This is a genomic window from Calothrix sp. CCY 0018, from assembly GCF_963920925.1.
GTDB lineage: Bacteria > Cyanobacteriota > Cyanobacteriia > Cyanobacteriales > Nostocaceae > Rivularia.
The window spans coordinates 50,924-70,848 of the sequence record NZ_CAWUDI010000039.1; the positions used below are offsets into that span (position 1 = coordinate 50,924).

The window sequence follows — 19,925 nt, forward strand, 5'->3', positions numbered from 1 at the left end:
AAGCATTTTTGCGCCCAGCATTTACCCAAATTTTTATTAGATTTTAATTGAGGTTATGACTCAACAAGTAATTCACCCAATGGTGAAATTGCAACGCAATGTTCAATCGCTCGTAAATTCTCAGATCATTAAGCCTACTGATAGCATCTGGAAAATTGCTTTACTTTATGGCGACGAATGGCAGCACTGGAAACGCGAACTGGTTGATTTCGGATTTACTATGCAAGACCCCGTTAAGGAGTTACTTGCAGTAGAGGGATGGGATGAAGAATAATTGAATTTCACGCTAATTTTATCAGGATGTATGTGTAGTAAACGGTAAATCAAATATCCCCTCCGGGAGACGCGATCGCCTATGTCCTAAGTTTCTTCGGGACGACCTTCGGTACGGACACGCTTTGCTAACAGAGACGCTCCGAAGACCGCTTAACACCGCACGCTCAACGGCATCTAATGGTGGACGCGCGTATCGCCCTCCGGGCGACGCAAGCAATAGCTTACTGACTCGTTAGAGTAAGGCTAACGTGGCTGGATAATTAAAATCTGCTTGCTTAAGCAGGTTCTAAATCTGTATTCGCGCAAGTGTACTTTGCCCCTGTCGCAGCGTACATTTGGCAGGTCAAAATTAATTCTCGCTTCATCCTACCTTTTTTAATTAACCAACGTCATACGCTCAGCAGGCAGGCTGCTAACGAGAAAGCAACTTCTTTCGCGGTTTGATATCTATCTCGTGGTAAAGGTTCTGTAACTTTGTCTATCAGTTCTTTTAACTTAGGGGTAATAGTAGGAACCTTCGCGACATCAAACCGAAAGCTTCGTCCTTGTTGACGATAAAACTTAAATGGGTTTTCACCTGTTAGTAGAAAGATTAAAGTTGGCCCAATAGCGTATAAGTCTGACTGAGTTAATGGCTGTCCTCGTTCTTGTTCGGGGGCACAATATCCTTCTGCACCGATACGAGTCCCTGGTGCAGTACCAATTTCTTTGACAGCCCCGAAATCCAGTACAACTATACGATTATTGGAATTTCGCACCATCAGATTAGCCGGTTTGATATCGCGATGAATCAACGGTGGATTTTGACCATGCAGATAATCAAGAATCTCACAGGTTTGCATCATCCATTCTATGGCTTGATTTACTGCTATAGGTCCTTTGCGATAAACAAGTTTTTCTAAATCTTGGCCGTGGATTAATTCCATTGCCAAATATTTTTTCTTGTCTTCTATGAAAAAGTCGTAATACTTGGGGATTCCAGGATGATTGAGTAATCCTAAAGTATGCGCTTCTCGTTGAAACAATTCTCGTGCTTTAGCGATTTTTGCCATATCGGCATTCATTTGTTTAAGCACTAATAGCTTCGGATGGCTAGTAGTTACGCCCCCCGAATCCCAAGCTAAATAGGTAGTGCCCATGCCTCCCTGCCCTAACGTTTTCAACACCTGATAATGGCGAATTGTCAACTGTATCGAGAGGGGTTTACCGCAATAAATGCAAAACAAGTTATCGGGTGAATTCCCTTCATGGGTGCAACTTTCCGATGCAGCCACAGAAATTTTTGCAGATGTTAGCTGAGTCGGATGCAGTTCGAGTTTTAAAAATTCTAGTTGCAAAATCGGGCCACCGCGAGCCAATTGCAGAAAACAATTACCAGGTAACGCAGCCTGAGTTACTAAAACCCCATCCATAAAAGTACCGTTAGTACCTTTACTAACAATTTCCCAGGAATCAACCTTTTTCTTAGAATTTGTTTTTCTCAGTTCTAAATGATATCGGGAAACTAAATTACTATCCAAAACAATATCATTATCTGCTGCTCGCCCCACTCGAATCACCGAGGATTCATCAAAGCGCCAATTTTCTAACGGTGTTTTGTTTTGCGCTTCTAGTAGGGTTAGAGTAATCACTATACTTAGGAACTATAAATAATGAAGGATAAAATCATCAAGTATGAGAGCGGTTTTTAAATCCATATTCCCCGCATACTGATCTTAATATTCGGCTAATTAACTGTTTATTTACTCATAGGACTTAATAGCGCCCCCCTTGTCAAGGGGGGTTGGGGGGATCTTAATGTCTAGAACACCATACTTTCCATTATTGCTGCGTAAGTCCTGTTATTTTAATATTCGGCTAATTAACTGTTTATTTACTGGCTGAAAAATCAGCTTTAACGTAATTTAAGAATAATTATCTAAAAATCTGCTGATTAATGTGTCTATCGAAACATTCAAATTTGATTGTAACAATATTTATGCTCGATTATCCGGAAAGATATTTTTTATCGCAACGTACATATTTGTTGGAAGGGAACGGGCAATAGGGAACGGGGAACAGTAAATATTAGTAAAAATGGTCAAGTTTTCAAGCTTTTGACTGGAAAATAACATTAAGCTTAATAAAAGATTAATTTTTCTCCTATTCCCCACTCCCTTTTAACGTTTGACTTTCTAAATTTGGACGTACCTTTGCTCGCAAAAGTACGGTGGTAATATTGTCATGACCGTTATACTTGTTTGCTAGATCGATTAAATCTCTTACACCTTTTTCTAAGTTAGCTTCCGAGCTAATTAAATTGAGTAAATTACTCCGCCAGTGTTTTTCTAATAAATCATTATCCGATAAACCATCAGAAGTTAGAACAAACAGCGCATCTTCACTAATTTCTAAGAACTGTACCTCTGGAGTGATAAAGTTATTATCTCTAGGCCCCAAAGCTTGCGTTAGCTGATAAGCATCTGGGCGAGAATAAGCTACGCTCGGCTCAACTCCACGAGAAATTTCCCTTTGCCCTACTTCATGATCTACAGTAATTTGTTCCAAACCTCTTTTACGAGTAACTCGATAAAGACGGCTATCACCCACATGAGCCACCGCTACGCGAGTATCCTGGATCAAAACTACCACTAAAGTAGTACCCATACGACCTACACCAGAACGAGCATCCTGCTGATTGATATCGTGAATAGCTTTATTTGCTTGAAAAACCCCTTCACGAATAACTGCTTCATTCGGAAGCCCGTCAGATTTCCAATTTTCTTTAAAATACTGCCGTAAAGTACTTACCGCCAACTCGCTAGCTATTTCACCACCTGCGTGCCCACCCATTCCATCGCAAAGAATATACAAACCCTTTGCTCCTGCAACTTTACTTTTAGGCAATTCGACTTTATTAACTTTTGTTTCGATGCCAAAATAGTCTTCATTGCGATCGCGTTGTTTGCCGACATCAGTAAGCCCAGCATTTTCTAAGCTAGCTAGCTGCATTGGTAAGACTACCGTAGGTGTGTCGTCAATTTTTGTTGGACTTTGCTCCAATTGATCTAACTGCAAAACTGTAGCACTTGAAACTTCCGCCTTAGAAGCAACAATTAAGTTATCTGTTGAATTATCTGTGAAAATATCTTGCGGACTATCTTCATTTTGATTCGACTCACCTTGCAACTCCTTAGAAATTAACTGCAATCGCGATCGCAATTCTTCAGATGTTGCAATTTTACCGCTATCTAAATTCTCCAAAAGTTCTAATAATAAACCAAATTGAGTCCGTTGAGATTTTCTAAATAATGCCTGCCAAGTTTTCCCTAAAGCTTTAACTGTTTGTGTATCTTCTTCAGAGTCAACAACTGATTTTTTACGTATATCTGGGTACAAGCGTTGTAAAGCCAGAGACTGATCTTCGTCAATTCGTAAATTATTTAATTCTAAAAGACTTTGACGGCAATTGAAGGGTTCTAACACATCCCACAACTGAGTCATTTGAGAAAAATAATGTATAATTTGCAACGATGTAGTTGCATCATTCTGCCATAGTTCTAATAAATAAAACCAATCCGAACGGTCTTCAATTAGAATGACCTGCATATTCGAGCTTTGCCATGCATCATGAATAGCAGGAATCCCTAAATTACAGTGTGGTTGTAAAGCGATATAAGTTTTAGCGAGACTAGGAATCTTATCTTCACCTGCCGAGTTACTTGTAGATTGCTTTAATTGAGGATTTGCCAACATCGCATCTATTAGCGACACTTGATAAGGCTGGCAATCGAGAACTTTTACGCAGGCTTCAGCTTTAACGGTATTTTCAAAAAAAGTTGGTAGCGATTCGAGCATTTTATACCGCCCTTCAGAATCTAAATAACAACCTGCTTCAAATAAATTAGGAGTTTCTTGAGAAAGATTAGTAGTATTATCTTTATTGTTTTGCTGTAATTTATCTGGCTTATCGACTTTCTCTTCTTCATTTTCTGTTTCAACAGCCGAATCACCTTCTTTAATGGCGATCGCCAGCCAAATTTCGTCACAAGCTGTATCACAGCTATGACATTTTACTGCATCTAGAGGAATATAGGCTCCGCACTGCTGACATTCCTTTTCAGTTAAGGAAGCCCCGCAGTGTTGGCAAAACTTGTTGCTGTTAGGGTTTTCAAAATTGCACTGAGGGCAAATCAGCATTGTATCCGCGTCCTTAATTCCCGCTAAGAAGGTGCTAGCCATTAAAATTAGTTATTACTGGTAGTTTAGCCTCTGCTTGCTGCATAGCAATAAAATATTTATGCTTTTTCTAGAAAATAGATATGACTATTTTAATTGTGACGTATATTATCTCTAACTGTGACGTACCCACACCCATCTGAGTACAGAGCCGGGTGCAGGCTTCTCAGGGACTCGTCATTGACGACATAAACTGAGCTTTCAAGGCGTGCGTCCCACGCGCTTTGATGTTTATTGCTGCGTTCAAATCTCTACATAAACTAGTATGACACACCGGACAATTATGTATTCTTTGCGACAGCGATTTTTTTACTTTATGACCACAGCTAGAACATTCTTGACTTGTGCTGTTTGGATTTACAGCTATTACTCGAAGTCCAGCATTTTCGGCTTTGAATTCGAGAATATTTCTAAACTGACTCCAACCAGCATCATGAATCGACTTTGCCAAACGTGTTCTAGCGAGTCCTTTTATATTCAACTTCTCTACAGCAATTACATCATATTTAGATAGTAAAATTTTAGCTGTTTTGAAGTGAAAATCTTTTCTAGCATCGGCTACTTTTTTATGCTTAATACCTACTTTTTGAATTGCCTTTTTTCGTCGATTAGAACCCTTTTTTCTACGTGATACTTTACGTTGCGCTGATTTTAATTTACGTTCAGCTTTTCGTAAATGTTTTGGTGCAGCAATACGGGTATTATCAGAAGCTACGTAAAAAGCAATCAAACCTACATCAATGCCAACAATATTATCAGCATTGAAGTCTGGTTTTATAGTGGGGACTGTCTTATCATCAAGGCTCAAAGTTACGTAATACCCGTTCGCTTTCTTGGTAACTGAGACCGTTTTTATAACAAACCCGTCTGGAATAGGGCGATGAACAATTACTTTTACATCACCAATTTTCGACAACGTAATTTTATTTCCTACAAAATGATGTTGTTTGAATTGAGGATAAGTAAAAGTTTTATATTGCCCTACTCCCTTAAATCTAGGTCTTCCAGCTTTTTTACCGTTACTATCGCCAGCTAACCATTTATCAAAAGCAATCTCGACTCTTTTTGGTACTTCTTGTAACACTTGAGAGTGAATATTTTTATACCAAGGACGGTCAATTTTTAATTGCTTTAATGATGCTTGTTGACTAAAACGATTTGGCTTTTCTGATAATTCTGGTAAGTGGCAAATAAGTAAGCATCTATCAATAGAACAACGGTTACGTTCATACCAATTAAACCGTTGAGCAAGTTGATAATTATATTGACAACGCAACATATCTAGAGTGTTGTCTATAATCTCTCGTTGTTCTTTATTCGGTTTTAATCGATATTGGTAAGAAGTTCTCATTGATAAAACCTTGTATTCAATCTATTGATACGTTAACATAAATGTACAGTCATAGACTAGTCATTATGGAAAAAAATAAAAGATTTAGTATCCGTTTGAGTCTACGAAGGTTAACCAAATTAAGAGAGTATTCAATCGCAGTGGATAAATCAATGACATCGCTTGTAGAAGATTGGATAGACTCGCTGGACTCCAAACCCGGTTCGTAATTCATCCCTACACCTCCTATGCTAGGTAGGTGTGGGACTTCTTACGATTGAAAGTTAAAACGCTGAAACACCTATTTGACAAAGACTCTCAGCAAAATCATTGCAACAATAATTAATCCAGTTTTCTTTCTCTGTTCCCAACTCCCAACTCCCAACTCCCTACTCCCTTTCAACAGGTAATTCAACAGAAAAACAAGTACGATTACAACCGCTTTCAACCTGAATTACCCCTCCCAAATGGTTCGTAAGCTTTTGCACCAATGCTAAACCCAAGCCCGTACCACCTTGTTTCCAAGGATCGTTGCTGGGAATCCGATAAAACTTATCAAAAATACGCGGTAATTCAGCACAAGGAATTTCCACTCCAGTATTTATTACTTGAAGCTGAATATTATCGGATTTCATTTTAACCTCAACAATTATTTGCTCATCAAGCGGACTAAATTTACAAGCATTAGTCAGCAACTCTACCAAAATTCGTTCTAAACTAAATGGATCGCAAACCATAGCCGGTAAATTCGGCTCTATCGCTAAAATTAACTTTTGCTTGCAGCAGTTACGGTTGCGTGCATTGAATAACTCAACTACTCGCTTCAACCAATGGTTAACCTCAATTTTTTCTAAAACTAATGGTTTTGTACTAGTATCAAGTCGCTGTAAATCGAGAAAATTATTAATCAAGCTAATTTCTCGTTCGCACTCATTATTTAAGATTTGGAAGTAACGAGATATCTTAGATTTTTTTGTAGAATTATTTATTGGTTCATATGTCTTTAAAGCTTGGCGATCGTTTTCGAGCTTTATTTCCAACATTTGAATTGCCATTTTCATATTAGTTAATGGCGTGCGTAACTCGTGAGATACCGTACTTAAAAATTCATCTTTAAGATGGTTGAGAGATTCCACCTCTTCTAATTGAGCTTTTGCTGCTTTTTTACTCTCCTTGACTGCAATTTCCGCTTTTTTACACTCAGTAATATCAATGCAGCAGCCAATATAACCATCAAAATTACCATTGGCTGCAAATCGAGGAACGCCGGTTTCGGAAATCCAACGATAATTACCTTCGGCATTTTTTAAACGGTATTGAATTTGAAATTTTTCTTTTACTTTAAGTGCTTGATAATAGGTTTCTAAATATAAGTTTTTATCTTCATTATGTAAATTATCTAACCATTCCCAGCCTAATTCTTGCTCAATTTTACGTCCGGTAAGCTTTAACCAAGAACAGTTGAAAAAGTTATGCAGTCCCTTCTCATCAGTCATCCACAGCATAACTGGAGCGCTATCGGCTAATTGACGGAAACTTTGTTCGCTTTGTTTTGAAGTTTGAGAAAGTTTGTAAGCAGTAATATCTTCACAAACCATCGAAATTGTGAGATTTTGCTCTGCATCAATTAATGTTCGCGCTTTGACTTTTACCCAAACAATTTTACTATCGGGACAATTTAGATGAAATTCCCAATTTTCAACTTCTCCTGATGAGCTTTTTAATAATCCTGCTATTAGATTAAATAGTCTTTCCCGTTCAAAAGAAGCAAATAAAATAAAAATAGATTTTTCAGTCAAATCGCAAGGCGCATAACCCAGACAGTTTGCACCGAATTGATTAACAGACAAAATTTTTCCAGTAGTATCTAAACTAAAAAAGATGCCAGGAATTTGGTCATATAAAGTACGATACCAATTTAATTCTGCTTGAGTACGACGTAGCGTTTCTGCCGTATAATTTTCTAAGTTTGATGTTGTTTCAGGCACAAGTTCCAAGCTTGCAGATTTTGCAGATACAAGATTTTGTTTTCGGCGAGTTTCATACCAGTTAAACGACCGTTCTAAGCTCATAACAATAATGCACCCTAATGTTAATAATAAGTTGATTAATAAAAAAAGATTATTTTGCAGCTTTTCGTAGCATTTTGAGCGAAGATATTTCGTTAATAATTATGTAATATAAATAACATAGTAAGTGATTTTTTATTGTGAGATATCTAATACCTTAATCCGCTTAATTATATTTTTTTAGTAATTAACTTACTTATTACGAATTTTAATCAAATATTGACTTTAGGGGGTGATGGTTGTTATACCCTTTTCAGTAGTCAGCGAATCACTTGAGAAAAACTAGTTTTTGTAACAATTTCACTTCTTCAGGAGTTAAATCGCGCCATTCTCCAACTTGCAAAGTATCTAATTTAAGGTGAGCTATCTGAATTCGCACCAATCGTAAAGTAGGAAATCCCACAGATGCAGTCATGCGGCGAACTTGGCGGTTTTTCCCTTCAGTCAAAGTAATTTCCAGCCATGAGGTAGGTACATTTTTACGGAATCTGATCGGCGGAATACGTTCGGGTAAAAGTGGTTCTTGCGACAGTAATTTTACCTTTGCCGGTTGGGTACGGTAATTTTTAATTACTACACCTTGCTCTAATTTATCCAAAGCATCCATATTCGGAACTCGTTCCACCTGTACCCAATAAGTACGGTGATGCCCAAAGCGAGGATGACAAAGTTTATGCTGTAATTGTCCGTGGTTTGTTAACAGTAATAACCCTTCACTATCAGAATCTAAACGTCCCACAGGATACACATCGGGAACAGAAATATAGTCTTGAAGAGTACTTTGATTTGGTGTGTCTTTAGAAAACTGACTAAGCACACCATAAGGCTTGTAAAAAACAATGTAGCGATGTTTGGGCATGGAAAAAGGTTACAGGTCAAAGGTTAAAGATAATGTAATTTAGCCAAAGAATTCAAATTTTTAACTCCTAACTCTCAACTCGTCATTTTCAATCCAAAACAAAAGCATCAGTTGTTAAAATCTAAAATCCCATGCTCGATTCCCATCAAATAACTGAGAAATGTTAACGTATTTCTTTTGTCAGCAAAAAAAATGATAGTATTTTTTTCAATGCTAGGGGTGCCTGTTTTTAACAGGCTGAGATTACACCCTTTGCACCTGAGTCCGGATAATACCGGCGGAGGGAAGCTGTTTATTGAGGAAACCGAATATGCGTACACAATGGGTTGCTAAGCGGCGCGGACAAGATAATGTTTCTCAAATGCATTATGCTCGTCAAGGTGTTATTACTGAAGAAATGCACCATGTCGCCACACGGGAAAATCTGCCCGTAGAACTCATTCGCGACGAAGTGGCGCGGGGAAGAATGATTATCCCAGCAAATATTAATCATACCAACTTGGAACCAATGGCTATTGGGATTGCTTCCAAATGTAAGGTAAACGCTAATATTGGCGCTTCTCCTAACTCCAGCGATCTAAATGAAGAAGTAGATAAGCTGAAATTAGCGGTTAAGTATGGTGCTGATACCGTAATGGATTTATCTACAGGTGGCGGAAATTTAGATACAATTCGTACCGCCATTATCAACGCTTCACCCGTTCCCATCGGCACAGTACCAATTTATCAAGCTTTGGAAAGTGTCCACGGCAATATTGAAAATCTAACTGCTAATGATTTTCTCCACATTATTGAGAAGCACGCTCAACAAGGTGTGGACTACATGACTATCCATGCCGGAATTTTAATTGAGCATTTACCTTTGGTAAGAAACCGAATCACGGGTATTGTATCTCGTGGTGGCGGTATTATTGCTCGTTGGATGCTGCATCATCACAAGCAAAATCCGCTTTATACTCACTTTGAAGATATTATCGAGATTTTCAAAAAATACGATGTTTCTTTCAGCTTGGGCGATTCTTTGCGTCCCGGTTGTACCCACGATGCTTCCGATGAAGCTCAATTAGCCGAACTTAAAACCCTCGGACAATTAACTCGTAAAGCTTGGGAACATGACGTACAGGTAATGGTAGAAGGTCCCGGACACGTACCGATGGATCAAATCGAGTTCAACGTTAGAAAGCAAATGGAAGAATGTTCCGAAGCTCCTTTCTACGTTCTCGGACCTTTAGTTACCGACATTGCACCCGGTTACGACCACATTACCTCAGCGATTGGCGCAGCGATGGCTGGCTGGTACGGAACTGCAATGCTCTGCTACGTAACACCAAAAGAACATTTGGGTTTACCAAACGCCGAAGATGTACGTAATGGTTTAATTGCCTATAAAATCGCAGCCCACGCGGCAGATATCGCCAGACATCGCCCCGGTGCAAGAGATAGAGACGATCAACTTTCTGAAGCTCGTTATAACTTCGACTGGAACCGTCAGTTTGAATTGTCGCTCGATCCCGAAAGAGCTAAAGAATATCACGACGAAACCTTACCAGCCGATATTTATAAAACCGCTGAATTCTGCTCGATGTGCGGTCCTAAATTCTGCCCCATGCAAACCAAAGTTGATGCTGACGCATTAACCGAATTAGAAAAATTCTTGGCCAAAACTGACAAGCAAGCTGTAACGCAAAGTTAAAAGTTTGTCCCGATAATGTAGAGACGTAGCACTGCTACGTCTCATTAATGTTTGTTCGTAGTAAGAGATTCATCGCTATCTTACAAACAAATTAATTAGAAATCTGCTTATATCGCTCCTGAATGTCGGTGATTGAAAACACAGCCTGAAACTGTAAATCTACCGACTTATAATATTCTTCTCCGCCTTGCTTTCTATCTATCAGTGAAATTACTCTATCGACTGTATAACCAGCATCTGTAAGTCTGGTAACAGCTTTCATTGCCGATCGCCCGGTTGTAACAACATCTTCTAGAACTACAACTTGAGCTGCTTCCGGTAAATTCGGGCCTTCTACATAAGCTTTCGTTCCATGACCTTTGGCTTCCTTACGTACAATCAAAGCCGGTATGGGTCTATTTTCCAATGCAGAAATGATGCTCACAGCACTAACGATGGGGTCAGCCCCCAAAGTTAAACCCGCTACAGCTTGAGTATCTGAGGGCAGCATATTAAAGAGAAGACGACCGATTGCCAAAGCGCCTTGAGGATGAAGCGTTACCTCTTTACCATTAATGTAATAACTGCTACGCGCTCCAGAAGAAAGAACAAAATCCCCTTCTTGATAAGCAAGTTGACAAAATAAATCTAACAATCCTTGACGAATAACCTCTAAATCGGTATTAGTAGCCCATGAATCTTTTTGGGTGGAATTTTCAGCGTAATAAACCATTACAAATCAATAAATTTTATGTTACACCGGATTAGTCGAACTTATGCGAGTTCTGAAATTAAGAATAAGTCAAAATTCGCACAAAAATACAGGAGTTGTTAATATGCCCTTAAACTTAAAAGCCCTAAGTGGTTTACTGGTGCTTGCTGCTACCATTAGTTTTCCAAATATTGCAGTAGCACAGACAGAAACATCAAGTTATCAAACGCCAAATGAAGTATTTGAAAAAGCTTTTTACGAAAACTATCCTGACTTTTACAACAACGATGGTTTATTTCGGGAAATAGATTGGATACTTGGTGGAGCGGGTTCTTTATTCAAAAATTCTTTTCCAGAAAATGAAATTGAACGAGATGCTAAGTTAGTAAACATTCTTTATCAAGATATGCTCGAACAGCAAACTACCAACGATCCATATATTCGGACTCCAGATTTACCAAATCCTTATAGCACCTCGTTACTGGCTTCTCCCCGCTTAAGGGCAACTCAGTTACAAGTTGGAACTGAATTCCGGTTTGATAACTTACCACAGAACTTACCACAAAGATACTGAATTTCCCTTTGAGAGCTTACCACCTGGCGAAAGATAGAGCGTTATACTCATAGTAAATTATTAGTCATTAGTTCTTAATCAAAAGCTCTAATGACTCAATTGTATTATTAAATTAAATTATTAAAATCCAGGGTGCAGGAGTTGAACCTGCCTAACACGAATTATGAGTTCGTTGCCTCAACCGATCGGCCAACCCTGGCTGATTAGTAATTATATCGCAAGTTTACTTTTTTGTGTAAGCTCGCTAATTAATTGCCAGATATTATGTTACATCATTTGACAACAAAATAGTGCAAACTAATAAATATTCAAGTTCTACATGAATATTGAGGAACTATAAACTTCCATAGCTTTCGTTTATCTTTACGCCCCTCCAGCTATATTTATTCAGCGATGAAACTAAATTCCACTGTACTTCTGACATTAATTTTGCTAACCCTGATGTTAGGGGCTGGTTCCGTAAGCGCCTTTTGGGGGTTTACTTTAGGAAGTGCGGCTCTTAAAGGTGTCACAGCACCAGATGCTCGTCCTACTACCAAGTTTGCCAGGAAAGGGACAAGTGGTGGTCAAGACAAAGAAGGAGTAACCTTTGTCAAAGAATCAGAAATCCTTAAAATTGTTAAAGCACGAATTGAAGGTAAAACTAAGGCGGCTAAATCTAAAAAGGTCGATGACTTAGAAGAAGGTAAAAAAGACACTAAACGCAAACGAGAGCAGAAGCCACCCGAAGCCGAAGAGAAACCTCAAGCAGGATTTCCCGTTCAAGCCGAAAGCGAAGGTGTAACACTTTCAGTGCAGTCAGCCCGGTATTCAGGAGGTGCTTTATTGCTGAAAGTAAAAATGGATAATAAAAGTGATGAATCAGTACGCTTCCTTTACAGTTTCCTAGATGTTACGGATGATAAAGGAAGAACTTTAAGTGCTTCGACAGAAGGTTTACCGTCGGAATTAGCTTCCAATGGCTCAACATCTTTCGGTACCATCAGTATTCCCACAGCTTTACTTGATGATGTCAAACGGATTTCCTTAGCCCTTACAGATTACCCGGCACAGAAATTACGCTTGGAAGTATCAAATATTCCTGTAGAAAAGTAGTCAAGGGGAATATTAAATGTGAGATTATGAATTTTAGATTAATGATTTTAATTAAAATTAAATTCAAGATAAATCTCTTAAATCTAAAATTTCAGTATCAAGGAATTAGCTGGCATCTGTGTTTTACATGAGAATAGGCGGTGGATGGTTTTCATAATCTAAATTGGACGGAAGTAGGGCTGAGATTCTTATCAGTCTTACTTCTTATTGCCATCAATGCCTTTTTTGTCACCGCAGAATTTTCAATGGTGACAGTACGGCGATCGCGCATTCATCAGTTGGTTCAAGCTGGGGATATTCAGGCGATCGCCGTGGAAGTACTGCAACGTAGCATTGATAGACTGCTATCCACAACCCAGTTGGGCATTACTCTTTCAAGTTTGGCGCTGGGATGGATTGGGGAAAGTACAATTGTTGAACTGATTAATGTATGGTTGAAATCTTTACCCGTACCGGGGGGGTTAAATCTTTTTATCGCTCATTCTCTATCAGTTCCCATAACCTTTTTTTTAATAGCTTATTTACAAATAGTGATAGGAGAATTATGTCCTAAATCCGTAGCAATGCTTTATTCGGAAGAGTTAGCAAGATTTTTGGGACCTTCTGTTACAGCTATTGTCAGATTTTTTAGCCCGTTTATCTGGATTCTTAATCAATCAACTCGTTTCTTATTGCGGCTATTCGGTATTGAATACACTGGTAAAAGCTGGAGGCCACCAGTGACTCCAGAAGAATTGTTGTTAATTATTTCTACAGAAAGAGAATCCACTGGGTTAAGAGCAAGAGAGCGAGAACTATTAAAAAATATTTTTGAGTTTGGGGAAGTGACGGTTCAAGCTGTAATGGTTCCTCGCAGCACCATAGTAGCCCTATCTAAAAACACAACTTTACAAATTTTCCTGGAAGAAATGGCAAATGCCGGTCATTCTTGCTACCCAATATTTGGGGAATCTTTGGATGATATTCGCGGTGTTGTCTACTTCAAAGATTTGACGCAGCCTTTAGCATTAGGGCAACTGACCTTAGATACACCAATTCATTCCTATATGCGTCCTGCAAGGTTTGTACCCGAACATACACCCCTAAATGAACTATTGCCCATGATGCAGCAAGAAAAGCTCGCTATGGTCGTAATCGTAGATGAATTCGGCGGTACTGTAGGATTAGTAACTATCCAAGATATAGTTGCTCAAATCATTGGTGATATTGGTGAAACACAAAACAGCAATGACTTGCTGATCAAAATGTTAGACGAGCAGACTTTTCTAGTTCAAGCACAAATAAATTTAGAAGACCTCAACGAAGTGTTAGAACTTAATTTACCTTTAACAAAAGAATATCAAACCCTCGGAGGCTTCATGCTGTATCAACTACAAAAAATTCCTATTATTGGCGAAAGTTTCCGCTATAAAAATTTAGAATTTACAGTAGCCTCAGTAACTGGCCCTCGCTTACAGCAAATTCAAGTAAGAAGGCTTTAATTAGTTAGGAGTTAAGAGTTAGGTGTTAGGTGTTAGGAGTTAGGTGTTAGGTGTTAGAAGTTGGGCATGGGGCATGGGTAATTGGTAATTGGCAATTGGGGATAGGAGAGTTAGGAATTAGTAATTATTTCCCCCCATCTCCCCATCCCCCCATCACCCCATCCCCCTACCTCACCACATACTCCACCGGATCGGTTAATCCCAATTCGTCGAAGGCAGCGAGACGCAAGCGACAAGAATCACAGACACCACAGGCTACATCACCACCGCTATAGCAAGACCAAGTTAGCTCCCAGGGAACTCCTAATTTATTACCTAGTTGAATGATTTCGGTTTTTTTCAAATCTATTAGAGGTGTGACGATATTGATGGGATTTCCTTCACGCCCTTGTTTGGTTCCTAAGCGAAATACCTCTTGCATCGCTTGAATATAATCGGGACGACAATCGGGGTATCCAGAATAATCTAAAGCATTTACGCCAATATAAATTCTTTCTGCGGCGATGGTTTCGGCATAAGAAACAGCGAAGCTTAGAAATATAGTGTTTCTTGCAGGAACATAGGTGACGGGAATGTTTTGAGACATTTCCTTTAAGGAACGTTCTTGAGGTAAATCGATAGAATTATCTGTAAGTGCCGAACCACCCCATTGCGTTAAATCAAATTTAATCACCTGATGCTCGACAACACCCGCTTTTTGGGCTACTGAAAGTGCTGAATGCAATTCTTTTCTATGTCTTTGTTGATAATCAAAGCTTATAGCGTGACATTCATACCCATCGGCTAGCGCTTTATATAAAACTGTGGAAGAATCAAGTCCTCCAGATAATAAAATAATAGCTTTCATTTTAAGAACTAGTTTTTCGCACAAATGTTACTTCAAAATATCGGATTTTAAATATCCTACCTTTCAAACAGGACGATTAATTAAAACGGTTGCTTATATTCGCTATAATTTAATTATCGTTAATCGTAGAGAATTGCAAAAACTGTCTTACATTCGGCAAACTGGCTTTTTTTTAATTCAGTTTATTAAATGTTAATTTAAGATTTGCAAGTAATAAAAATCTTGTTTTAAAAGATGTTTTAAATTTTATATTACCGATTACTTTGATAAATATTATTATATTTAGATGAATCAAAAAGCACTACTTATCTTTGCTAAATACTTAAAAGATGATTTATTCTGCAATCAATCATTTATGATAATTTTCTTCATTTTGTCTGATATGCGTTATTAATCTGACATACAACTAATTATCCCGAATTGCGGATATTTGTATAAAATAACTTATTTAATTCAGTGTTATAACTTAGGCTAAAAGCGATCGGCAACTTCAAGTTGTTGGCAAAATTTGAAGCTAATAAAAAGAGATAATATTTTTTTTGTAAAAAATTAAAAAAATCATCCAGAAAAACCGACTATACAAAATAAAGACAGATATCGGGAACTCATAGCAAACTTTGAAATTCTTCATAAATAGAGCCTCTATGTTACCATCTGGATGGTTTTAGGTGGCTACTTTTTTGGCAATAAAGTATAAAAGCCAACGTTTGTAGCGTTTTTGAAGTTGGTGGTTGAGGAGAGAAAATTAGAGTGCAAGATAGCAGCATGTCAGCGGGAGAAAAAAATGGATACGTACAGCGTCATCAACCGCGCCCCATTCGTGTAGGCGTAATTGGTGTTGGCAACATGGGAAGACATCATACCCGTGTACTAAGTTCGATGAAAGATGTGGAACTAGTTGGTGTATCCGATGTTGATGTTGAACGAGGGTTAGAAACCGCTAGTAATTTCAAAATTAAGTTTTTTGAGGATTACTGCGAGTTGTTACCTCATGTAGATGCGGTTTGTATTGCCGTTCCTACTCGTTTGCATTATGCCGTCGGTATAAATTGTCTACTAGCAGGAATCCATGTTCTGATTGAAAAGCCAATCGCTGCTAATATTTCTGAAGCAGAATCTTTAGTCAATGCCGCAGCAGAATCTGGCTGTATCTTACAAGTAGGTCATATAGAGCGCTTCAAGCCAGCTTTTGGGGAACTGACTAAAGTTCTTAAAAACGAGGAATTACTGGCGCTAGAAGCTCATAGAATGAGTCCTTATTCAAATCGGGCAAATGATGTCTCAGTTGTTCTCGATTTGATGATTCATGACATTGATTTGCTTTTAGAATTAGCTGCCGCACCAGTGGTTAAGCTATCAGCTAGTGGAACTCGTACTCCGAACTCTACCTATTTAGATTATGTAACTGCTACTTTGGGGTTTGCTAATGGTATTGTTGCTACCTTGACTGCTAGTAAAATCACTCACCGTAAAATACGCACAATAGTAGCTCACTGCAAAAGTTCATTTACCGAGGCTGATTTCCTCAAAAATGAAATTTGGATTCACCGATATCCTACATCTAACTCGGCAACAGATTTTCAACAATCGTATAAGCAAGATGGTTTGATCGAAAAAGTCTACACCTCAAATGTAGAAGCATTAAGGGCTGAACTTGAACACTTTGTTAATTGCGTGCGGGGTGGCAATCAACCTTCTGTTGGTGGCGAACAAGCTCTCAAAGCTCTTAGATTAGCCAGTTTAATCGAACAAATGGCTGCATCTGATAAAGTTTGGAACCCATTAGATAGTCAATCCGAGCCAATTATACAGTCCTTCAGTCCTACTATCTAAGTAATGCTGCGTTTGATCAATTCTTATATTTAAAGCATTTGTAGTGGCAGCGTCTCGCTCCCTGGTTCTCACAAAGCTAGCAAGATCCATATCAAAGGCAGACAGGCGCAATACCTACGGTACGCTTGGCTAGCCGCCGCACCAAGGCGTGAGAGGGCTTCATACTACAAATCTTTATTACCCATCAGGATTAATGCGGTTAACTGCATCATGATTTTAATCTTCTTAGCACTACCGATCCAAAGGGTTTAGAAAACTATACTTTCCGTCATCGCTATGTAAATCCTGCTTTTGTTAGCTTATAGGGAGTAATGAGTAAGTGCATCTTGCTTGTTACTCCTTTCAACTTGGCAACAAATTCCAGACGGATAAATAAAAAAATTTCTATAGTGTAGTCAATTTGACTTGATTTTTGACATAGAAATAATGCACTTTTTATGGAATATACATTCAGCTAATTTTTGGGGAATACTGTGACAATTTAAAATATAGTATTAAGGTTGAGTGTGTCGAATATTGCATCGATAAATATTTATCGCAAGATAGATATATAGTAAAAAACGCAACGAAGCATAGCCTAAAAAATATTCTTTTATGTTAGGGCTTTGTTGATGAAAACAAAGATAGCTCCGTCGGATCTCGCATTCAGCAATATTTAAACCAGCCAAAAGGAAGGCAAAAACAGTGGTTTGGTACTTTCAACGTTATTGAGATATAGCTTACGGATAATCTATGTAATTTAAAATTCATAAATACATTACTCTTTATCCCGATAATAACTTACCTGTTTTACACGTACATGGTGGCGATACATGGGTAGGTTTGCTAACATACTCAGAAAAAGCGCTGTATTGTAGTCAGTTATAGAGTAGTTTGTTAAGTCGCAAGAACCCGCTCTTTTCAATTCTACAAAAATAATGTGGCTATATCGCTTGCGATTAAAGCGATAAAACTGAAGTTGAGACGAAAGTAACAAAACACAAAAAATTGGCTTCACTAACGTTTTAGGTAAACTTACTGCCCTTCTTTAACGGGCTTCAAATAACTTTGCGATTGTTTGTACTTTGTTAACCCATCCACAAACGAACAGCGGCACTAGCTCTAAGTAAGGTACCTAAGTAAATTTTGCTTAAGTTTTAATTAGAGTTGACGCATTTTATGAATGGATGATAAATGAATGCAAGTAAGATTAGCATGGTAACTTGTTTAGAGCTAAGTAGAAACTAGGAATTTCCATGACAGACCAACCTTCCGCTGCTACCCCAATGAATGCCGCTGCTATACCAATGAATAGAGTAACGGCATCTACTCCGATTAATCCAAATCCCAAACTCAATAATGCGCCGATTGGTGGGAGCAAGAATATTCTTAGTGTAGACCTTGGTCGAACTTCCACCAAAACCACCGTGAATCGCGAGCCTGGTAGCGTGGTTTTCGTATCTTCCAACGTCAAGCAAATGACAATGGAACAAGTACGAGGAGGAGTTTTTGAAGCTCGTGCAACAGATCCTTTGATGGATCTTTGGCTGGAATACCAAGGTAATGGTTATGCTGTAGGTCAACTAGCAGCAGACTTTGGAGCCGATTTAGGAGTAGGTCAATCTAAGGTTGAATCTGCACTGATCAAAGTGTTAGCAAGTGCTGGATACTTCAAACTCAATGATGAAATTTCAGTAATTTTGGGTCTTCCTTACCTTTCTCAAGAACAGTTTGAAAAGGAAAAAGCACAACTCATATCTCAAGTTACTGGTCCTCACGTAATGAACTTTCGTGGCGAACCTGTTACAGTCAACGTGACTAAAGTTTGGGTTATGCCAGAGGGTTACGGTAGCTTACTGTGGTGTGAATCCCAGCCTAAGAAAGCACCTGGAGCAGCCGACTTTACCAAAGTTTCTGCGGCGATTGTAGACATTGGGCACCAAACAACAGATTGCTTGATGGTAGATAACTTCCGTTTTGCAAGAGGTGCTTCTAAGAGTGAAGACTTTGGAATGAGCAAATTTTACGAATTAGTAGCCGCCGAAATTGAAGGTGCCGATAGTCAGTCTTTGTCCTTAATTGCTGCGGTAAATAAGCCAAAAGGCGAACGCTTCTATCGTCCTAGAGGTTCGAGTAAACCTACTAATTTAGATGATTTTCTTCCCAATTTAATCGAAATGTTTTCCCGCGAAATCTGTACTCGTGTTTTAGAATGGCTGCCAGAACGTGTTACCGATGTAATTCTCACCGGCGGTGGTGGTGAATTTTTCTGGGAAGACGTTCAACGTTTACTTAAAGAAGCAAAAATTAATGCTCATTTAGCTGCACCTTCCCGACAAGCTAACGCCTTGGGGCAGTATATTTATGGAGAGGCACAATTATCGGCCAGTCGCTCTTCTAGGTCTTAAAACTAATGTTCCAATGGTCAAAAAAAGTAGTTAAATCGGTTACGTTCAATCCAGGGGTAGCGGACGAAAGCTTGTTAGATGTAGTTGAAAGGCACTTAGAAAAAGAGCCTGATAAGACTTTCAGCGACCTCTGTAAAGAAGCTTTATGGCAAGCTTTGTGCGTGCCGGAATCTGTGCGACCAGATCCGCAGCCAACAGCAGCACCAATACCAAAACCGAAACCACCGTCTGAGGTGGGAGAATATATTGCTGACCTGGAAAGAAAAATAGCTGACCTTGAGGAACGTTTCTTTACTAGGGAATCAAATCGCTTGGCGACGATGGAACAACACTTGACACAGCTTAGTCAGCAAGTGGCTCAGTTGGCGATGATGGTCAATCAAGGTTTAGTCGTTCAGCCATCAAATCAAACAGTAGTACCGGAAGTAGTAAATAATACTTCCGTACAAGCTTACGACATCAAAACTCCTCATGAAGAGGAAGACCCTTTAATCAGCCGCTTGAGCGAGCTTGTGGATGATTTTTAAGGGAAAGCAGGGTGTGTATATTTTGTGTTGCTGTCAAACATCCGA

The 19,925-nt window shown here is 38.8% G+C and carries 15 protein-coding genes, 1 tRNA gene and 1 riboswitch; of the genes, 8 read left to right on the top strand and 8 right to left on the bottom strand.

The features are described from left to right. Positions 1 to 55 precede the first annotated feature (55 nt). On the top strand, positions 56 to 274 hold the full coding sequence (locus ACM03V_RS24970; RefSeq protein ID WP_414623499.1) for a DUF4327 family protein: 219 nt from the start codon (positions 56 to 58) through the stop codon (positions 272 to 274). Between the two features lie 391 nt (positions 275 to 665). Here the strand turns inward: ACM03V_RS24970 and ACM03V_RS24975 are convergent, their stop codons facing one another. From ACM03V_RS24975 to ACM03V_RS24995, 5 genes are all read right to left on the bottom strand, one after another. Then, positions 666 to 1,907 (bottom strand): protein kinase domain-containing protein, encoded by a 1,242-nt coding sequence (locus ACM03V_RS24975; RefSeq protein ID WP_414623500.1) that lies wholly within the window; start codon positions 1,905 to 1,907, stop codon positions 666 to 668. A gap of 511 nt (positions 1,908 to 2,418) precedes the next feature. Continuing rightward, positions 2,419 to 4,455 carry a serine/threonine phosphatase gene (locus tag ACM03V_RS24980; protein ID WP_414623524.1) on the bottom strand — a complete coding sequence of 679 codons (2,037 nt, stop codon included), beginning with the start codon at positions 4,453 to 4,455 and terminating at the stop codon, positions 2,419 to 2,421. Between the two features lie 205 nt (positions 4,456 to 4,660). Next, complete coding sequence (locus ACM03V_RS24985) at positions 4,661 to 5,845, bottom strand: RNA-guided endonuclease InsQ/TnpB family protein (RefSeq protein ID WP_414623501.1); 1,185 nt, start codon at positions 5,843 to 5,845, stop codon at positions 4,661 to 4,663. 368 nt (positions 5,846 to 6,213) lie between these two features. Next, complete coding sequence (locus ACM03V_RS24990) at positions 6,214 to 7,896, bottom strand: PAS domain S-box protein (protein WP_414623502.1); 1,683 nt, start codon at positions 7,894 to 7,896, stop codon at positions 6,214 to 6,216. 265 nt (positions 7,897 to 8,161) lie between these two features. Further along, a complete protein-coding gene (locus ACM03V_RS24995) occupies positions 8,162 to 8,752 on the bottom strand; it encodes a pseudouridine synthase (protein ID WP_414623503.1) in 591 nt (196 codons plus the stop codon). Between the two features lie 205 nt (positions 8,753 to 8,957). After that, a riboswitch (TPP riboswitch) is annotated at positions 8,958 to 9,055 on the top strand. A gap of 7 nt (positions 9,056 to 9,062) precedes the next feature. On the opposite strand from ACM03V_RS24995, the gene thiC reads away from it, so the two are divergent. Continuing rightward, on the top strand, positions 9,063 to 10,445 hold the full coding sequence (thiC, locus tag ACM03V_RS25000; protein WP_414623504.1) for a phosphomethylpyrimidine synthase: 1,383 nt from the start codon (positions 9,063 to 9,065) through the stop codon (positions 10,443 to 10,445). A gap of 91 nt (positions 10,446 to 10,536) precedes the next feature. Here thiC and pyrE read toward each other — a convergent pair whose 3' ends face one another. Then, on the bottom strand, positions 10,537 to 11,157 hold the full coding sequence (gene pyrE, locus ACM03V_RS25005) for an orotate phosphoribosyltransferase (RefSeq protein ID WP_414623505.1): 621 nt from the start codon (positions 11,155 to 11,157) through the stop codon (positions 10,537 to 10,539). Positions 11,158 to 11,260: 103 nt separating this feature from the next. On the opposite strand from pyrE, the gene ACM03V_RS25010 reads away from it, so the two are divergent. Beyond that, a complete protein-coding gene (locus tag ACM03V_RS25010; RefSeq protein ID WP_414623506.1) occupies positions 11,261 to 11,710 on the top strand; it encodes a hypothetical protein in 450 nt (149 codons plus the stop codon). A gap of 126 nt (positions 11,711 to 11,836) precedes the next feature. On the opposite strand, the gene ACM03V_RS25015 is transcribed toward ACM03V_RS25010, so the two are convergent. Then, positions 11,837 to 11,909, bottom strand: a tRNA-Ile gene (locus ACM03V_RS25015). 194 nt (positions 11,910 to 12,103) lie between these two features. Here ACM03V_RS25015 and ACM03V_RS25020 point away from each other — a divergent pair. Then, positions 12,104 to 12,805, top strand: coding sequence for a hypothetical protein (locus ACM03V_RS25020; RefSeq protein WP_414623507.1), 702 nt, complete (start codon positions 12,104 to 12,106; stop codon positions 12,803 to 12,805). Between the two features lie 140 nt (positions 12,806 to 12,945). Then, entirely contained in the window at positions 12,946 to 14,286 is a 1,341-nt protein-coding gene (locus ACM03V_RS25025) for a hemolysin family protein (protein ID WP_414623508.1), read from the top strand. A 166-nt stretch (positions 14,287 to 14,452) separates the two neighbouring features. Here the strand turns inward: ACM03V_RS25025 and queC are convergent, their stop codons facing one another. Next, positions 14,453 to 15,133, bottom strand: coding sequence for a 7-cyano-7-deazaguanine synthase QueC (gene queC, locus ACM03V_RS25030; protein WP_414623509.1), 681 nt, complete (start codon positions 15,131 to 15,133; stop codon positions 14,453 to 14,455). Between the two features lie 765 nt (positions 15,134 to 15,898). Between queC and ACM03V_RS25035 the strand changes: the two genes are divergently transcribed. The 3 genes from ACM03V_RS25035 (at position 15,899) to ACM03V_RS25045 (ending at position 19,880) form a co-directional block, all read left to right on the top strand. Next, on the top strand, positions 15,899 to 16,966 hold the full coding sequence (locus tag ACM03V_RS25035; RefSeq protein WP_414623510.1) for a Gfo/Idh/MocA family oxidoreductase: 1,068 nt from the start codon (positions 15,899 to 15,901) through the stop codon (positions 16,964 to 16,966). Positions 16,967 to 18,201: 1,235 nt separating this feature from the next. Then, the gene (locus ACM03V_RS25040) at positions 18,202 to 19,353 is read left to right on the top strand and encodes a ParM/StbA family protein (RefSeq protein WP_414623511.1); all 1,152 of its coding nucleotides are present in this window, start codon (positions 18,202 to 18,204) and stop codon (positions 19,351 to 19,353) included. A gap of 5 nt (positions 19,354 to 19,358) precedes the next feature. Next, entirely contained in the window at positions 19,359 to 19,880 is a 522-nt protein-coding gene (locus ACM03V_RS25045) for a plasmid segregation centromere-binding protein ParR (RefSeq protein ID WP_414623512.1), read from the top strand. Positions 19,881 to 19,925: the final 45 nt, after the last annotated feature.